The sequence below is a fragment of the Streptomyces hamibioticus genome, from assembly GCF_047946815.1.
GTDB lineage: Bacteria > Actinomycetota > Actinomycetes > Streptomycetales > Streptomycetaceae > Streptomyces.
In genome coordinates, this window is record NZ_JBKKQY010000001.1 from 7,246,902 (window position 1) to 7,260,694 (window position 13,793).

A 13,793-nucleotide genomic window follows, 5' to 3' on the forward strand; every position below is an offset into this window, starting at 1 on the left:
TCTTGCGCAGCAAGCAGCACGGCAGAAAGGTCACCGATCATGGTGGATCCGGGCAACCCGCCCGCCCCGCCGGCACCCCTGCCCGTGGGCATCGACGGTCCCTTCGCCGCCGCCCGGCGCACGATCCTGCGCGAGATCGACGCCCTGCTCGCACGCGCCGACGAGGAACAGGCCAAACAATTCGTCGATGCTTTGTACGGCGCCCGCCGTACCGTCGTCCTGGGCGTCGGCCGCTCCAAACTCGCGGTGGACGCATTCGCCATGCGGCTGATGCATCTTGGACTGCCCGTTCACGTCGTCGCCGACGTGACCTGCCCCGCGGTCACCTCCGGGGATCTGGTTGTCGCGTGCAGCGGCTCCGGACAGACACCGACCGTCGTCCAACGCGCCACGGCCGCGAAGGAGCCGGGAGCGCGGGTCGTCGCCGTCACCGCCAACGACGACTCGCCCCTGGCGCACCCGCGGATCTCGTCGTCCACCTGGCCGAGTACAGCGAAGACCACGAGCAGGACGGCTCGACCCAGTTCGTCGGCACGCTGTTCGAACAGGGCGCGCTGGTCTTCTTCGACTGCCTGGTACTGGCCATCCAGCGCACGCGCGGCATCGATCCGAACGCGATGTACGGACGCCACAACAACCTGGAATGACGCCCGTCCGCGTTCGCCGCTCGCTCTTTCGAAGGGAGGACCCGGCCGTGCCGGAAGCCGAAGTATCGACCGTCATCAGCTGCACCAGCACCAAAATGAACCTGGGCCTGGCCGACACGCTCCGCTGGTTGGACGACGTGATCCCGCCGCACGCCACCACCCTCGCCGCGCTGTCCTTCTTCGCCTGCCTGCCGCACCCCCTCCTGATCCCGGCCCGCGACCGACTGGAGGGAAGCGGCGTGAACGTGGGCGCACAGGACGTCTGGACCGAGGGCGGGGCTGTGACGGGCGTCGTCAGTCCCGGCCTCTTGGCCGAGATCGGCTGCACCCATGTCATGGTCGGCCACGCCGAACGCCGTAGCATCTTCGAGGAGGACGACGACCTCGTCGCCCGAAAGGCCGCCGCCGTGTCCGCCGCCGGAATCACACCCCTGGTCTGCGTCGGCCGAGACAGCACAGCAAGGCCCCGTCACCGCCGCGGAATGCGCCGTCGCGCAAGCGTGCGCTGCCCTGGAGGGTGTCCGGCCCGATCACCCGGCGCTCGTGCTGTACGAACGTGTCTGGGCCATCGGCAGCAGTGCGGGCGCCGATCCCGAACACGCTGGTCACGTCCTGCGTGCCCTGTGGGCGGCCACCGCAAGCCGCAACGTGCGCTTTCTCTACGGAGGCGCGGTCCTGCCCGGTACCTAAACCCGCATGCGACAGCCGCCAACTGGGACGGTGTCGCCCTGGGGCGTGCCGCGCAGGACGCCGGAATCCTCGCGGAGACCATCGCCGAAGTACTGGACAATGCCGAAAACCGAGCCCAGCACCAGGTCCGCTGAGATGCGGTGCCGATCTTATGCGGGGCGGGAGGTGCTCGTTGGCTGGAGCAGGAGAGGCCCGCGGCGAACGGCTGGTGGCCCGGCCGACACTCCTGCCGGGGTAGTAGCGCTGTAGCTGTCTGGAGATCTGCACACGGGATGAGCGGCAGAAATGGACACCGCTCTCCGAGGTGGCCGGCCACAAGGCGGGGTGATGGACGAGCAGGGCGCTCTGCCGCGACCTGGAGGCGAACCAGTGAGCGTTGTCAGTGTTGCCTCTCCGGGCTTGAGGACGGCCTTGGCGACTGACGTCATGGGGTTGGGGCTGATCCGGAACCTTCGGAAGATGCGCCGGGACTTCAGCAGCGTCATGCCCCGTTCGACGGGCGCCCGGGACGTGGCCAGTGCCCGGTTGACCGTCTGCTGTGTCGCAGACAGCTGCCCGCCGGGCGGCCGTCTGCGCCCGGTGGTGACCCAGGGGCCGGCGCCCTGCTCGACCGCTACCAGCACCTGAAGAAGGCCCTGGGCACCGATGTGGAGCGTGTCCGCTCTTGGCGGCTGCCGAGTACGCGCAATCGCCCGCTGAACCGCCACGCGCCAGGCGAAGCGGAGCAGTTGAAGGCGCACCGGCTCCTCGTCCATGCCGCCGAAGCCGCCACCGGCAGGCCTCCGCAGGTTTCGGCCTGGAGAGGCGTTTCTTGAACGAGCGGGGAGTCAGGCATCCGGCACTTGGGGACAAGCGTTCCGGTGGGTCTGGGGGGACGCGCACCTGGCTCTCGGTGAGTGGAGGGGGGCAGGTGCGGGGCGGTCAGCCGGTGACCGTGCCGGCTGCGCCGAGGGGGGAACGGTGCCGATCCAGGACCCCCTCGACGGTCCTCATCAGCCGATCCCCCGCCTGATCGATGCTTCCGTTCTGCGTGCTGACCTGCGCGCCTTCGAGTACGAAGGTGATCTCCGCAGCGGCCTGCTCGGGATCGGACAGCCCGGCCTCGGCGCACATGCCGACCAGTCTGCGGGTCTGATGGGCCTTGTGCTCCTCGATCACCTGCCGTGCGGGATGGGAGCGGTCGGGCAGCTCGGCGAGGGAGTTGATGAACGGGCAGCCCCGGTGTGAAATGGCCGGCAATCCGTCGGCAATGAAGCGGGCCAGGCCCAGGATCTGCTCCCTGGCCCGGCCGGGGTGTTCGGCCTCGACCCGGTCGAACGCCGCCTGGTAGTCGGCGGCGACGATCCGCATCCACTCCGCGACCAGCGCGTCCTTGGTTTCGAAGTGCCGGTAGATCGCCATTTTCGTGGTCTCGGCCCTCTCGGCGATCGCCTGGACGCTTACCCGCCGGATCCCCTCGCTTTGGAAGAGCTCTTCCGCTGCGTCGAGGATGCGCTCACGGGGCGGCAGTTTCGCCACCCTGCTCGGCCTTCTGGCGGTCGATGCCATGACTTCTCCGTGACGTCCGGTCCGGTGCGGTCCCCGCACCCACAGCTACGGTACCAGCCCGTTCCATGTGATACCGTCGGGTATCGTTAAGGACCGAACGGTATCGCTCTGTCTGCTGGGAGTGGCAGTGAGAATTTCCGAGTACGTGAGCTGCGACGCGGTCGGGCTCGCGGAGCTGGTGGCCAAAGGCGAGGTGACCCCCGCCGAAGTGGAAACAGCCGCACGCGAGGCCGCGCAGGCGGTCAATCCGCAGATCAACGCCATCGTGGAGACATGGCCGGCCGATGACGCGCCCATCCCCGGCAGCACCCCGCTGGCCGGGGTCCCTTTTCTGATCAAGGACATCGCAGTCTCCATGGCCGGGAGGCGAATGGAGCTGGGCAGCCGTCTCGCGCTCGGCAACGCCACCGACGCCGACTCGTTCCTGATGCTGCGCTTCCGCCGCGCCGGCCTCGTGACGTTCGGGCGGACCGCGACACCGGAGATGGCTTACAGCATCACGACGGAACCACTGCTGTACGGCGCGACCCGCAACCCGTGGAACCTGAAGCGGAGCGCGGGGGGATCCAGCGGGGGCGCGGGCGCGGCTGTCGCCGCCGGAGTTGTCCCGATCGCACACGCCACCGACGCCGCCGGCTCACTGCGCATCCCCGCCGCCTACAACGGCCTCTTCGGGTTGAAGCCCACCCGTGGCCGGGTCTCCATGGGCCCCGGCGTCGACGAGGTCTTCAGCGGCCTGGCCGTGCACGGCAGCGTCAGCCGCACAGTACGCGACAGTGCGGCACTGCTCGACCAGATCCGCGGCCCGGAACCGGGCGACCCCTACTTCGCCCAGCAGCCGTCCCGGCCGTACGCACAGGAAGTCACCCGCCCCCCGGGCTCGCTGCGGATCGGTGTCCTCACTCAGGCATGGGGCGGACGCCGCACCACCCCGCCCGTGGCCGACGCGCTCTCTCACACCGTGCGCCTGCTCGAATCCCTCGGCCACCGGGTGGAGGAGACCGTCGTCGACCTCGGGGCCGACTGGGAGGAGTTCATCCTGGCCAACGCCCGCCTGATGACGGCGAATCTGACGGCCCAGGTCGACGAGCTGGCTGCCGCCTTCGATCGGCCCGTCGACTCCTCAACCCTCGAGCCGCTCACCCTCGCCGGCTACCACTACGGACAGCGGGTCAGCGGCGCGGAGTTCGTCACCGCTCTGACCATCCGGAACCGGGTCGCCCGAAGCCTGGCACGGTACTTCGACGCCCACGACATGCTGCTCACGCCCACTCTGCCGGAACTGCCCGTGCCCCTGGGCACCTATGCCGAGGGCGCAGAGGCGCTGGACGGCCTCGGCTGGATCGACCGCCTCAACGACAGCTCACCGTTCACCATGGCGTTCAACGTGGCGGGCACGCCCGCCATGTCCGTGCCCCTGACGGCCGACGCCGAGACGGGGCTCCCGATCGGTATGCAGTTCGCCGCCGGTTACGGACTCGAAAGCCGCCTCTTCCGCCTCGCCGGCCAACTCGAACAGGCAAGCCCCTGGTCGGGCCGAACCCCCACGGTATGGGCAGGGAGTCCCACCGGCCCCTGAGCGGCTCCTGAAGAGCCTCCACCCTAAGGGCTGTCCCGTAACGGCTGGTCACAGGTGAGATGATCTTGCTGTGTCTGGTGTGATCACGGCGTCGGAGCCTTCCTGGATAGCCCCGTTCACCGGGCTGAGCCCGCGTCAGTTCGGCAAGCTGATCACCGCGCTCCGGCGTGAGGGTGCGGATCCGGTGCGCAAGGGCCGGCCCTGGAGCCTGCCACTGGAGGACCGCGTGCTCCTGGTCGCCGCGCACTGGCGCACGAACCTCACCTTGCGCCAACTGGCACCATTGTTCGGGGTGTCCAAGTCGGCGGCCGACCGCATCATCGGCCACCTCGGGCCCACACTCGCGCTCCAGCAGCGCAAGCGGTTCCGCAAGGACACCGTGCTGATCGTGGACGGCACCCTGGTCCCCACCCGCGACCACACCATCGCCGAGCAGTCCAAGAACTACCGGTACTCCACCAACCACCAGGTCGTCATCGACGCCGACACCCGCCTCGTCGTCGCCGTCGGCCGGCCGGTCACCGGCAACCGCAACGACTGCAAGGCATGGGAGCTGTCCGGAGCCAAGGACGCCGTCGGCCACACCACAGTGATCGCGGACGGCGGCTACCGGGGCACCGGCCTGGTCATCCCGCACCGCCGTGACCCCGGCCAGAGCGAACTCCCGGACTGGAAGGAAGAGCACAACCGCTCACACCGCAAGGTCCGCGCCCGCGTCGAGCACGCCTTCGCCCGGATGAAGACCTGGAAGATCCTCCGCGACTGCCGCCTCAAAGGCGACGGCGTCCACCACGCCATGCTCGGCATCGCCCGCCTGCACAACCTCACGCTGGCCGGATGACCCAGAAACCACCAGGTCACCAGGCACATCAAAGATCATTTACGGGGCAACCCTTAGGCGGTCAGTCACGGTAAGTAATGTCGCCGTCGCGGTCGTTGGTCTTCTTGGTGTAGGAGTGGACGTCGGCGCGGGCGCCGGAGGGCTCGGGTCCTCCCAGTGGTGAACGGTGGAGACGGCCATCGCGACGTCGAAGGAGTGGTCTTCGAACGGCAGGCTCTCCGCGGCGGGGGCCACGCACGGCGCCGAGCCGGCAGGTCGCTGTCCTCGCATGACCGCCGATGGCTCCACCGCGGTCATGTCGCGATCTGCAGGCTCGTAGGAGCCGGTGCCGGCCCCGACGTTCAGTACCGTCTGTGCGTCCCCGAGCGCGTCCAAGATCTGTGCGGCGATCCGAGGCTCGGTACGCCGGTGTCGCGGTGTAGGCGCCGCCGATCGCGTCGTACAGGCGTGCTCCGAGCATCTCCAGTTGCTCTTCCGGTGTCACCTTCAATCCCTTCGCCCGTGCCTCCAGTTCCTTGTCGATGGCCGCCACCATGGCGTTGGCGCGATCACGCCGCTCCAGTAGCAGGCCGCGCAGTTGGCGCAGGTGCGCGACCGCGTCGGTGGACGAGTCACCAACCAGTTCTTCAACCTCCTGCAGACCGAAGCCCAGGCGCCGGTAGGCCAGCACCTCCCTGAGCCGCTCCACGTCGCCCGCCGAGGAGGCCCGGTACCCGGCCGCGGTCCGCGCCGACGGACGCACGAGCCCGATCTCGTCATAGTGATGCAGCGTGCGGACGCTCACGCCGGCCAGTTCGGCCACGCGTCCCACGGTTCAGTGATCCTCCACGGCGCCGACTAGGCAGCCTGACGTCACGTGAGGGTCAAGCCTCACTCGCGGCATCACGACAAGTCGGGCCTTCCGAAACAACCGAACAACCAGCGTGCGCACCCTCGCTACCGCTACCGCTACCGCTACCGCTACCGCTGCCGTCGCTGCGCTCGTCGCCCGCCCACGCCGACGCTCCACTTGGTGAGAAGGGCCCGTCGTCCCCGGACACTGGTCCGCATCTATCTCGTGCTGGTGCTTCACTCAATTCCGCAGCTCTCGCAGGAGCCGATGCCGGGCCCTTCCGTGATCGCCTGCACAGCGGCCGAGGGCGCGGGGCCGTTGCTCAAGCGGCCCTTACCGCATGGCAGTTCACCTGACGAGTGACCAGTCGACTTGGTGAGGCTCAGCGCACTGGTCGGGGGACCCGCGCGGGCCCGGCGATACCGTTGTGTTCTTACTGAGCTTGTTGGCGTGGTGTCGTTGGGGGCTGACGGCGTGTGATCGTCGCGTGCGGTAGGCACTGGGCCACCAGGCGGTACCCGGGCACCAGGCCGACTGCCTGGTGCCCGACGCCGGCGGCAATCCGTGCTTGCACGCCGCCTTCCTCCGTCAAACCGGGCACAGTTCGCCTTCCGCCTTCGCGAAGCCTTCCAACGGCATGCGCCCTCGCCTGGAAAGCCATGAGCCTGCCATGGGCGATCACCGGCTGACCAGAGCTTCGCCGTGCGGCGTCCAGCTTGGTGACCTTGTGGTGTGACCATCAGCCCCTGATCTGCGGCCGGGCTGGGCGGACGAGCCCAAGTGGGGCGGGTTCAGGGTGGCCGCCTCCATTTCCGGTGGTCGTGATCGTGGTCGTGGCCGTGCGGCTGCGCGGTGCAACCGCGCTGTACGGCGACTGGTCGTATGGGACGCCGCGGGTCGCCTCGCGTTCGAGCGGTTGCAGAACCGGCTGGCCCGGCGCGGTGACCGACCTTGAACTGGCCGCCCAGCCCTTCGCCGAAGGCCCCGACCGCCTGGAGACCCAGCTCGCCGTTCTGCTGCGGCGGGCGAAGACCGAGGGACGGCTCGCCACGACGGCGGACCCGGACGTCGAGTCCGCCCGGCTGCTCGCCCTCAGCCGCGGCCTCGGCATCGGCACGAGCGTCCTGGTCGGCAGGCGCACCCCGGTGTCGGCCATGGAGCTGCTGGGATACCACCTGGACCGGCTGTTCACGCTCCGCTGAGTCGCAGGGTCCGCTTCAGGTGCCAGCGCCCGCCGTGGATGAGGCGCACCCCGGGCGTACCGGAGAAGATTTCGTGCCCCTTGTCGTGGTCACCGGCCTCGGCCGCCTCCTGGTGCGCCTCGACGCCGGTCCACTCCGTGTACAGCAGGACGCGGCTGCCGTCTGCGCTGTGCAGGAAGTGACCTGAGATCGCTCCGGGGTGCCCGCCACCCTTGGGCTGGGCGGCGATCACCGCGTCGGTGAAGGAGCGCTGCCGCTCCGGCCCGTCCACGTCGAAGGCAGCCGTGATCAGGCAGCCGGGAACGCGGGTCTCGTTCTCCTCGGCAAGGCTGCGGTACAGCTGGTAGCGGGGCGGACCGGTCAGCGGGGCGGCGTAGCCGCCGCGGTGCAGGCAAGCGTCGTACGCCAGGGCGCTCTCCCACTGGGCGACCGACAGCACGGTCCCGCCGTCCGTGCTCGCGAACCAGCTCACGGAGACGAGGCCGCGTGGCGGGGAAGTGCCGTCCAGCGCATGTACCTCGGCATCGACGAGCTGCTGCTGCCGGTCGGGACCTCCGGCATACCGCGTGCCGATCACGGCGGTACCGGCGCGGGCGATGTCCGGGAAGCGGTCGGTGGTCAACGCGGTCTCCCTGCAAGGCGATGGGCGGTCGGATCCTGGTCCGACGATGATGCGGGGACGACGGCTTGAACCGGCAACTGCTTTACCGAGCCCGTGGCCCGTGAGCCTGCCGCGGTGCCGGCAAACCGCTCGCCGGCCTCGGCGGTCGGTTCGCCGATGTCGCGGGCTGCTCGGCGACGACGACGGCGTGGGCGTCGGCCGCCACGCACCCACCCGGTGGGTCGCCCACCGGGCTGGTGCAGGGGGGCTTCGCCGGGCAGGCCAACAAGACCTGACCCGACTGCCTACGCTCACCTCACTCCGGGTCACCTGTCTGGACTGCGACGCGCGGTGGATGCGCGGAAGTCTGCGCTGCGCGGGCTGCGGTGGGCACGGCATCGCCCATCGTCCGCAGGCCATGACCCGGCACTCGCGGGGCACTCAGCTGTCCGTCATCGGCTGGCGCGAACTCCCGCTGTGCCGCAGGTGCGACGCCGAGGTGCCGGAGACCTCCATCTCCCAGAACGTGCCCGTGCCCAGCGACTACGTCGCCGCCTGTCTGGGTGCCGCGCGGAAACCGGTGGTGGCCGCCGCGCCGTGGAAAGGCCGGCCGGCCCCCGCGCTGGTCCCGAAGCCCCCTCCCGCCGCCGCGGCCAGATCCGCTGCAACCGCGAAGGGTTCGCCGCCGCGCGCCCCGGTGCGGCCGCGGCAGGCCTGGCCGAAGACCGTACCGTCACCGAGCATGGTGCCGACCGTCCGGCAGGCCATCGCCGCCTTCATGAGCGAGTCCTCCGGGGATGCGGATGCCACCGCGATGCTGCCGCTGGGTACTCACCTCGGCTCTCACAATCGGCTGACCGTACTCGAGAAGGACGGGGCCGCCGACCGGTTCGCCGAGTGGTGCCTCGGGCACTGGGGCGACGGCAGCGACCGTGCGCAACGATGCCCGGGCACGATCTGCCGAGCCGTCGAGCGTCAGGAGCGGCTTCGGCTGCGCGCGTCCGGCCCAGAGCCGGTGCAGGCCGGGGACGGGATGTCCGCCCCGGATGCTGTGGCGCTGGTCGAGGTTGAGTACGCAGGCCGAGACGCCCGAGACCAACCAGTCAGAACGACGCGCCGATCATCGAGGTCGACTGCGGGTGAGCACGGGTCGGGCAGCTGGAGGAACTGGTCCACCAACGCGATACGGCCGCCGAGCGCGGCCAGCACCGCTGAGAGTCCTCCGGTGACGGAGGCTGTCCCGATGCGCACCAGGCGCTGCTGGTCCTCACCTCGGTCCGGTCCGTACTGCTGTCACCGCCGGTCGAGCGCGGTGAGCTTGCGCGCCAGTACCGCCCGCTCGCGCCGGTTGGCGCAGAGCCTGACGGCGTGCTCCAGTTCGGCGCGCGCCTCGGTGGAGCGTCCCAGGCGGGCGAGCAGTTCTCCGCGGACGCTCGGCAGCAGATGGGAGTGCGCCAGCGCCTTGCCCGCGGCCAGTTCGTCCACGATGGGCAGCGCCGCGGCCGGTCCGCGCGCCATGCAGACTGCCACCGCCCGGTTGAGGTCCACCACCGGTGAGGGTGCGAGCCGGCCGAGCGCCTCGTACAGGAGCACGATGCGCTCCCAGTCCGTCTCGTCGGCCGTGGCGGCGACGGCATGGCATTCGGCGATCGCGGCCTGCAGCCCGTAGACGCCCAGGCCCCGGCCGACCTGCGCGGCGCGGGCCAAGGCGGCTCGTCCCCGGCGGATCGCGGCACGGTCCCAGCGGCGGCGGTCCTGGTCCTCCAGCAGCACCGGATCGCCGTCGGGCCCGATGCGCGCGGGGAACCGCGCCGCGGTCAGCTCGCACAGCGCGAGCAGCCCGTGGGCTTCGGGTTGCTCCGGCATCAGCCGGCTCAGCACCCGCGCGAGACGCTGCGCCTCACCGGCGAGGTCGAAACGGATCAGCTCGTCACCCGAGCTGGCCGAGGACCCTTCGGTGAAAATCAGATAGATCACGCTGAGCACAGAGCCGAGCCGCTCGCCCCGCTCCTTGGCCTGTGGCGTTTCGAACGGCACCCGGGAAGCCCTGAGGGTCTTCTTCGCCCTGGTGATCCGGGCCTGCACCGTGGCGGTCGGGATGAGGAACGCCCTGGCGATCTCGTCGCTCGTCAAACCGCCGACCACCCGCAGGGTGAGGGCCACCCGCGCCTCCCGGGAGAGCACCGGGTGGCAGGAGATGAACATCAACGCGAGAGTGTCGTCGTCGATCTGGTCGGGATCCCACAGTACGTCCGGGGTGTCCCGGGCAGGGTGGGCCGGTGCGCTCCCCGAGACGACGCCGCCCTCGCCCAGGCCGTGGGCCAGGGCGGCGTACCGCTCATCGAGGGCGGAGCGGCGGCGGAACGCGTCGATCGCGCGGCGACGGCCGACGGTGAGCAGCCACCCGGCGGGGTCACGCGGCACCCCGTCGCGCGGCCAGGTCACCAGAGCCTCGGCCAGGGCCTCCTGCGCGAGGTCCTCGGCCAGCGGGAAGTCGCCGGTGTACCGCGCGAGCGCACCGACGATCCGCGCGGACTCGATCCGCCACACGGCGGCCACGGCCTCACGGCCGGTGAAAGCAGCCATCTCCGACCCGTCCTCGTCAGAGCTGACCGGTGGCCTCGCGCCACGCCCGCTCCTTCTGGATCCACTCATTGTCCTGGGGGAACTCATCGATCGTGGTGACCCGGCGGATCTCGGTCTTCAGGCCCGGCCCGGTCATCGGCGACCGCTTGGCCCACTCCACGGCCTCCTCCTTCGAGGAGACATTGAGGATGTAGAACCCGCCGAACAGCTCCTTCGTCTCGCCGTACGGGCCATCGGTGACCACCGGCGGCTCCGATGAATGGTCCACGACGACCCCTTCGGCCGCGTCATCGAGTCCTTCGGCAGCCACCAGCACCCCGGCCCGGACCATCTCGTCGTTGTACTTGCCGATCTTTTCCAGCAGCTCACCGAAGTCGATGTTCGCCATACCCGCGACGGCCTCATCAGTGGCGCGCATGATCAGCATGTACTTCATGATTCTGTCCCTTCCGAGCAGTGTGCGGGCCCCTCTCGGACCCTTCACCCATAGGTCGAACGGAGACACCGCGGATCGACACAACCGCCGAATCCATTTTCGGCAGCCCCTTACAGCACAGGACCTCCAGCCGCCACGGCCCGGTTCCTGCACCTGCGGACCCGTGTGCCGACCACGGCCCGCCGGAAAGCCACGTACTGATCGACATGGCCACCCACCGACCGCTGCACCTCTATGACGGCCGCGAGAGCGAAGACCCGGCCGCCTGGCTTCGAGGCACCCCGAGGTGAAGGTGACCCACCGGGACCGGTCCAGCGGTTACGGGGAGGGCGCACGGGTCGGAGCACCGCAGGCCGAGCAGGTCGCGGACGGATACCATCTGTTGGCCACCTTGGCCAGGCGGTCGAGAAAGCGGTCAACGCCCATCGCCCCCGCCTGGCCGAACCACCTTGCGGCCAGGGAGGCGACCCCGACCACCTGGAAGCGGAACCTGAGGTGGTCCAGCCGGCGAAACAGATGAACCTCGACTTCAACGCCGTCCGCAACGGTCTTTCCCCGCCCCCACGGCTGGCCCGGATCACAGGAGGGCCGACAGCCCCCCCGGATCCTCACGTGGACCGCGCCGATGAAGACGACCGGGCAGACGGCGTCCAGGGGCAGCTTCTGCCACGCCAGCATGCCGTCCATGACCGTGCCGGTGATGGCGGAGTGACGGTCTGCTTGGAGACATCGCCCGTGGCCGGTGATTTCAGAAAAGTAGTCATGGCGGCCCAAGATCAGCAGGACCAGGCGCTGCCTGGTCCTGCTGATCAGAAGCTGCTTCGAGCGCCGGAGCCGGGAGACGGCATGGAGGCCGGCGCTGACGTGTTCGGCTGCCGCTGGCAGTGAGTGAAAGGGCACGGTGGGCGGCGTGGCCGTGGCCGGAAATTGGAGTACCGGTCAGTCGGTTGCACGCCGACGGGGCGCTTTGCGCCGTGCTGGCATCAGCGCGGGGCCGAAAAGGGTGAACGCGGGGCCGTAAAGGGGGAACCTGGAGGGCTGGGAGTGCGTCCAGGGGCCCGAGCATGTGCTTCGCGGGGCGAAGGCAGGTGCCTCCACCTGGGGCAACGGCGCCTGGAAACGATAGGAGGTTCCCTCTCGTGGCGCATCCTACTTGGTGCGGTGCCCGCGGGTGAGCAGGACTGCCAGTGCGATCATTCCGAGGCCGAGCGACAGGTGGAGCCAGTTGTCGGCGGTGTTGACGGGGACGAAGTTCGCGGCGCTGTCGTGGTCGATGATCACGCCGTACAGCCACAGGACCAGGTAGACGGCGCCACCGACGAGCAAGTAGAGCCGTGCTTGTGCGGCGGCGCGCGACAGCGCCAGCCCGGCGATGCCGAAGGCCAGATGCACCAGGTTGTGCAGGATGGACACCTGGAAGATGCCCAGCAGCTTGGCGTCGGAGTGGTGAGCGGCGAACTCCATGGTGTCGTAGTTGGTGGTGACGCCCGGGATGAATCCGAGCACACCGACCAGGAGGAAGACGACTCCCACGACCAGGGAGGCCTGCTGGACCGGTGTCCGCCCGGTGCGGGCGGTGCGTGCGTGCGTGGACATGGAAACTCCCGTTGAAGCTCGACAGCCGACCCGGGTTTGTCAGGTCCGCCATGGACCCCTCGAGTGCCCTCAGCCGCCGCAGACATGTCACAACAGCACGAGCACACACCACGCACGGGACCCGGCCGATGAGGACCACACCGGTCCGTCCCGCGAATCCTTACGGCATGAGGTGGGTCGCGGAACGGGCCCGCTCCCACCTGCCGGGAATCTGCTCCGTCGGGCGCTGCCGTTCTCGGGCGAGTCGCCGCTGCGCCTTGTCCAGGCCGATGGGGTGCTGCTGCGCCTTCTCGGCGCCAGCGGGATCGGAGGAGGAGGCGAACGTCGCCTTCTCGCCCAGAACCCGGGTGTACCTGGTGGCGGCCAGAGCGCCGGCCGACTCGGGACCAGGAAGCCGATCACCTCCCGTAGCGCAGACTCGGGCAACAGCTCCAGCGACAAGGTCATGCCCGCCTTGATCACCTTCACGGAATGCGTCCCAGATCCATATCGAAGAACGGTGTTTGGCCCGACCGTGTCCGATCACCCGACGGAATGTCCGAAATGTGCAGAGTTGTTCCGCTCACAAGGTCGTGAGCCGTGGGGCCGGACACGCCGGTCCCACGGCTGAAGGAGGAGTAACCGATGAGTGACGTTGCGCAAGGGGACGCCAGGGGTGTCCGGCAGGCAGGGCAGACGGCGAAGGAGCAGGCGTCGGCCACGGCCGGCCAGGCCCGGCAGGCGGCTGGGACGGTGGCCGGAGAGGCGCGGCAGCAGGCCGGAACCGCGGTGAGCGACCTGCGCGAGCGGGTGACACAGGAAGCGGAGAGCCAGACTCAGCGCGCGGCAGGCACCGTGCGGCAGTGGTCGGACGAGCTCTCGGAGTTGGCGCGGAATGCGCCCGAGGATTCCCCCGCCCGCAGCCTGGTGTCGCAGGTGGCCGATGGCGGCCACCGCGCGGCCGAGTACCTGGACAAGCAAGGCGTGGAGGGCATGACGGAGGACCTGAAGGGGTTCGCGCGGCGGCGGCCCGGGGCGTTCCTGGCGGGAGCGGCGCTGGCGGGGCTGGTCGTCGGCAGGATGGCCAAAGCGGGCAGCAAGGCCAGCCAATCCTCGCAAGGGCCGCAGCAGGACCCGGTCCGCGACGGCAGGCCGGGCGTGCAGGAGGCAGCCGTGCGGCCGGAGCTGCCGGGTTCCCCGGAGGTGTGAGATGTCATCGACGGCGCCAGAACCGCGCGGACAGGACCGCTCGGTAG

The 13,793-nt window shown here is 69.7% G+C and carries 14 protein-coding genes and 3 pseudogenes; 8 read left to right on the forward strand and 9 right to left on the reverse strand.

The genetic code is table 11. The annotated features are described in order from the left end of the window. Positions 1-30: 30 nt before the first annotated feature. Positions 31-294: a hypothetical protein gene (locus tag ACLGIH_RS33165; protein ID WP_416529579.1), complete on the reverse strand. Its 264-nt coding sequence runs from the start codon at positions 292-294 to the stop codon at positions 31-33. Between ACLGIH_RS33165 and ACLGIH_RS33170 the strand changes: the two are divergent. The 3 genes and pseudogenes from ACLGIH_RS33170 to ACLGIH_RS35065 form a co-directional block, all read left to right on the forward strand. Further along, positions 247-396 (forward strand): annotated as a pseudogene (locus tag ACLGIH_RS33170) (6-phospho-3-hexuloisomerase); the annotation flags it as partial. The gene ACLGIH_RS33165 and the pseudogene ACLGIH_RS33170 overlap by 48 nt on opposite strands. After that, positions 348-647, forward strand: coding sequence for a phosphoheptose isomerase family protein (locus ACLGIH_RS33175; RefSeq protein ID WP_416529580.1), 300 nt, complete (start codon positions 348-350; stop codon positions 645-647). The pseudogene ACLGIH_RS33170 and the gene ACLGIH_RS33175, both read left to right, overlap by 49 nt. Positions 648-694: 47 nt before the next feature. Further along, positions 695-1,471, forward strand: a complete 777-nt coding sequence (locus ACLGIH_RS35065; protein ID WP_473246763.1) for a triose-phosphate isomerase — start codon at positions 695-697, stop codon at positions 1,469-1,471. Between the two features lie 267 nt (positions 1,472-1,738). Here the strand turns inward: ACLGIH_RS35065 and ACLGIH_RS33190 are convergent. Together ACLGIH_RS33190 and ACLGIH_RS33195 are read right to left on the reverse strand one after the other, a co-directional pair. Further along, a pseudogene (locus tag ACLGIH_RS33190) lies at positions 1,739-1,945 on the reverse strand (transposase family protein); the annotation flags it as partial. A 313-nt stretch (positions 1,946-2,258) separates the two neighbouring features. After that, positions 2,259-2,885: a TetR/AcrR family transcriptional regulator gene (locus ACLGIH_RS33195; RefSeq protein ID WP_416528971.1), complete on the reverse strand. Its 627-nt coding sequence runs from the start codon at positions 2,883-2,885 to the stop codon at positions 2,259-2,261. A gap of 127 nt (positions 2,886-3,012) precedes the next feature. Between ACLGIH_RS33195 and ACLGIH_RS33200 the strand changes: the two genes are divergently transcribed. Both ACLGIH_RS33200 and ACLGIH_RS33205 read left to right on the forward strand, forming a co-directional pair. After that, a complete protein-coding gene (locus tag ACLGIH_RS33200; protein ID WP_416528972.1) occupies positions 3,013-4,464 on the forward strand; it encodes an amidase in 1,452 nt (483 codons plus the stop codon). A gap of 70 nt (positions 4,465-4,534) precedes the next feature. Further along, complete coding sequence (locus ACLGIH_RS33205) at positions 4,535-5,305, forward strand: transposase (RefSeq protein WP_416528973.1); 771 nt, start codon at positions 4,535-4,537, stop codon at positions 5,303-5,305. Positions 5,306-5,449: 144 nt separating this feature from the next. Here the strand turns inward: ACLGIH_RS33205 and ACLGIH_RS33210 are convergent. Continuing rightward, positions 5,450-6,116: pseudogene (locus ACLGIH_RS33210) on the reverse strand (MerR family transcriptional regulator); the annotation flags it as partial. An 842-nt stretch (positions 6,117-6,958) separates the two neighbouring features. Here ACLGIH_RS33210 and ACLGIH_RS33215 point away from each other — a divergent pair. Then, entirely contained in the window at positions 6,959-7,339 is a 381-nt protein-coding gene (locus ACLGIH_RS33215) for a TetR family transcriptional regulator C-terminal domain-containing protein (RefSeq protein WP_416528974.1), read from the forward strand. Here ACLGIH_RS33215 and ACLGIH_RS33220 read toward each other — a convergent pair. The 4 genes from ACLGIH_RS33220 to ACLGIH_RS33235 all read right to left on the reverse strand — a co-directional run bounded on the left by ACLGIH_RS33220 (position 7,326) and on the right by ACLGIH_RS33235 (position 10,962). Beyond that, positions 7,326-7,961: a hypothetical protein gene (locus tag ACLGIH_RS33220; protein WP_416528975.1), complete on the reverse strand. Its 636-nt coding sequence runs from the start codon at positions 7,959-7,961 to the stop codon at positions 7,326-7,328. The genes ACLGIH_RS33215 and ACLGIH_RS33220 overlap by 14 nt on opposite strands. Before the next feature lie 522 nt (positions 7,962-8,483). Continuing rightward, positions 8,484-8,750, reverse strand: coding sequence for a hypothetical protein (locus ACLGIH_RS33225; RefSeq protein ID WP_416528976.1), 267 nt, complete (start codon positions 8,748-8,750; stop codon positions 8,484-8,486). 483 nt (positions 8,751-9,233) lie between these two features. Further along, complete coding sequence (locus tag ACLGIH_RS33230) at positions 9,234-10,526, reverse strand: RNA polymerase sigma factor (RefSeq protein WP_416528977.1); 1,293 nt, start codon at positions 10,524-10,526, stop codon at positions 9,234-9,236. A 16-nt stretch (positions 10,527-10,542) separates the two neighbouring features. Beyond that, on the reverse strand, positions 10,543-10,962 hold the full coding sequence (locus ACLGIH_RS33235; protein ID WP_416528978.1) for a YciI family protein: 420 nt from the start codon (positions 10,960-10,962) through the stop codon (positions 10,543-10,545). A gap of 612 nt (positions 10,963-11,574) precedes the next feature. Between ACLGIH_RS33235 and ACLGIH_RS33240 the strand changes: the two genes are divergently transcribed. Beyond that, positions 11,575-11,850 (forward strand): hypothetical protein, encoded by a 276-nt coding sequence (locus tag ACLGIH_RS33240; protein ID WP_416528979.1) that lies wholly within the window; start codon positions 11,575-11,577, stop codon positions 11,848-11,850. A gap of 261 nt (positions 11,851-12,111) precedes the next feature. On the opposite strand, the gene ACLGIH_RS33245 is transcribed toward ACLGIH_RS33240, so the two are convergent. After that, a complete protein-coding gene (locus tag ACLGIH_RS33245; protein WP_416528980.1) occupies positions 12,112-12,558 on the reverse strand; it encodes a DUF4383 domain-containing protein in 447 nt (148 codons plus the stop codon). Between the two features lie 624 nt (positions 12,559-13,182). On the opposite strand from ACLGIH_RS33245, the gene ACLGIH_RS33250 reads away from it, so the two are divergent. Continuing rightward, positions 13,183-13,746, forward strand: a complete 564-nt coding sequence (locus ACLGIH_RS33250; protein WP_416528981.1) for a hypothetical protein — start codon at positions 13,183-13,185, stop codon at positions 13,744-13,746. The last annotated feature ends 47 nt before the right edge of the window (positions 13,747-13,793 follow it).

Bases quoted from the DNA above. Each gene is read 5' to 3' on its own strand.
- ACLGIH_RS33235 (WP_416528978.1), bottom strand. From the start codon at position 10,962: ATGAAGTACATGCTGATCATGCGCGCCACTGATGAGGCCGTCGCGGGT.
- ACLGIH_RS33195 (WP_416528971.1), bottom strand. From the start codon at position 2,885: ATGGCATCGACCGCCAGAAGGCCGAGCAGGGTGGCGAAACTGCCGCCC.
- ACLGIH_RS33230 (WP_416528977.1), bottom strand. From the start codon at position 10,526: ATGGCTGCTTTCACCGGCCGTGAGGCCGTGGCCGCCGTGTGGCGGATC.
- ACLGIH_RS33250 (WP_416528981.1), top strand. From the start codon at position 13,183: ATGAGTGACGTTGCGCAAGGGGACGCCAGGGGTGTCCGGCAGGCAGGG.
- ACLGIH_RS33245 (WP_416528980.1), bottom strand. From the start codon at position 12,558: ATGTCCACGCACGCACGCACCGCCCGCACCGGGCGGACACCGGTCCAG.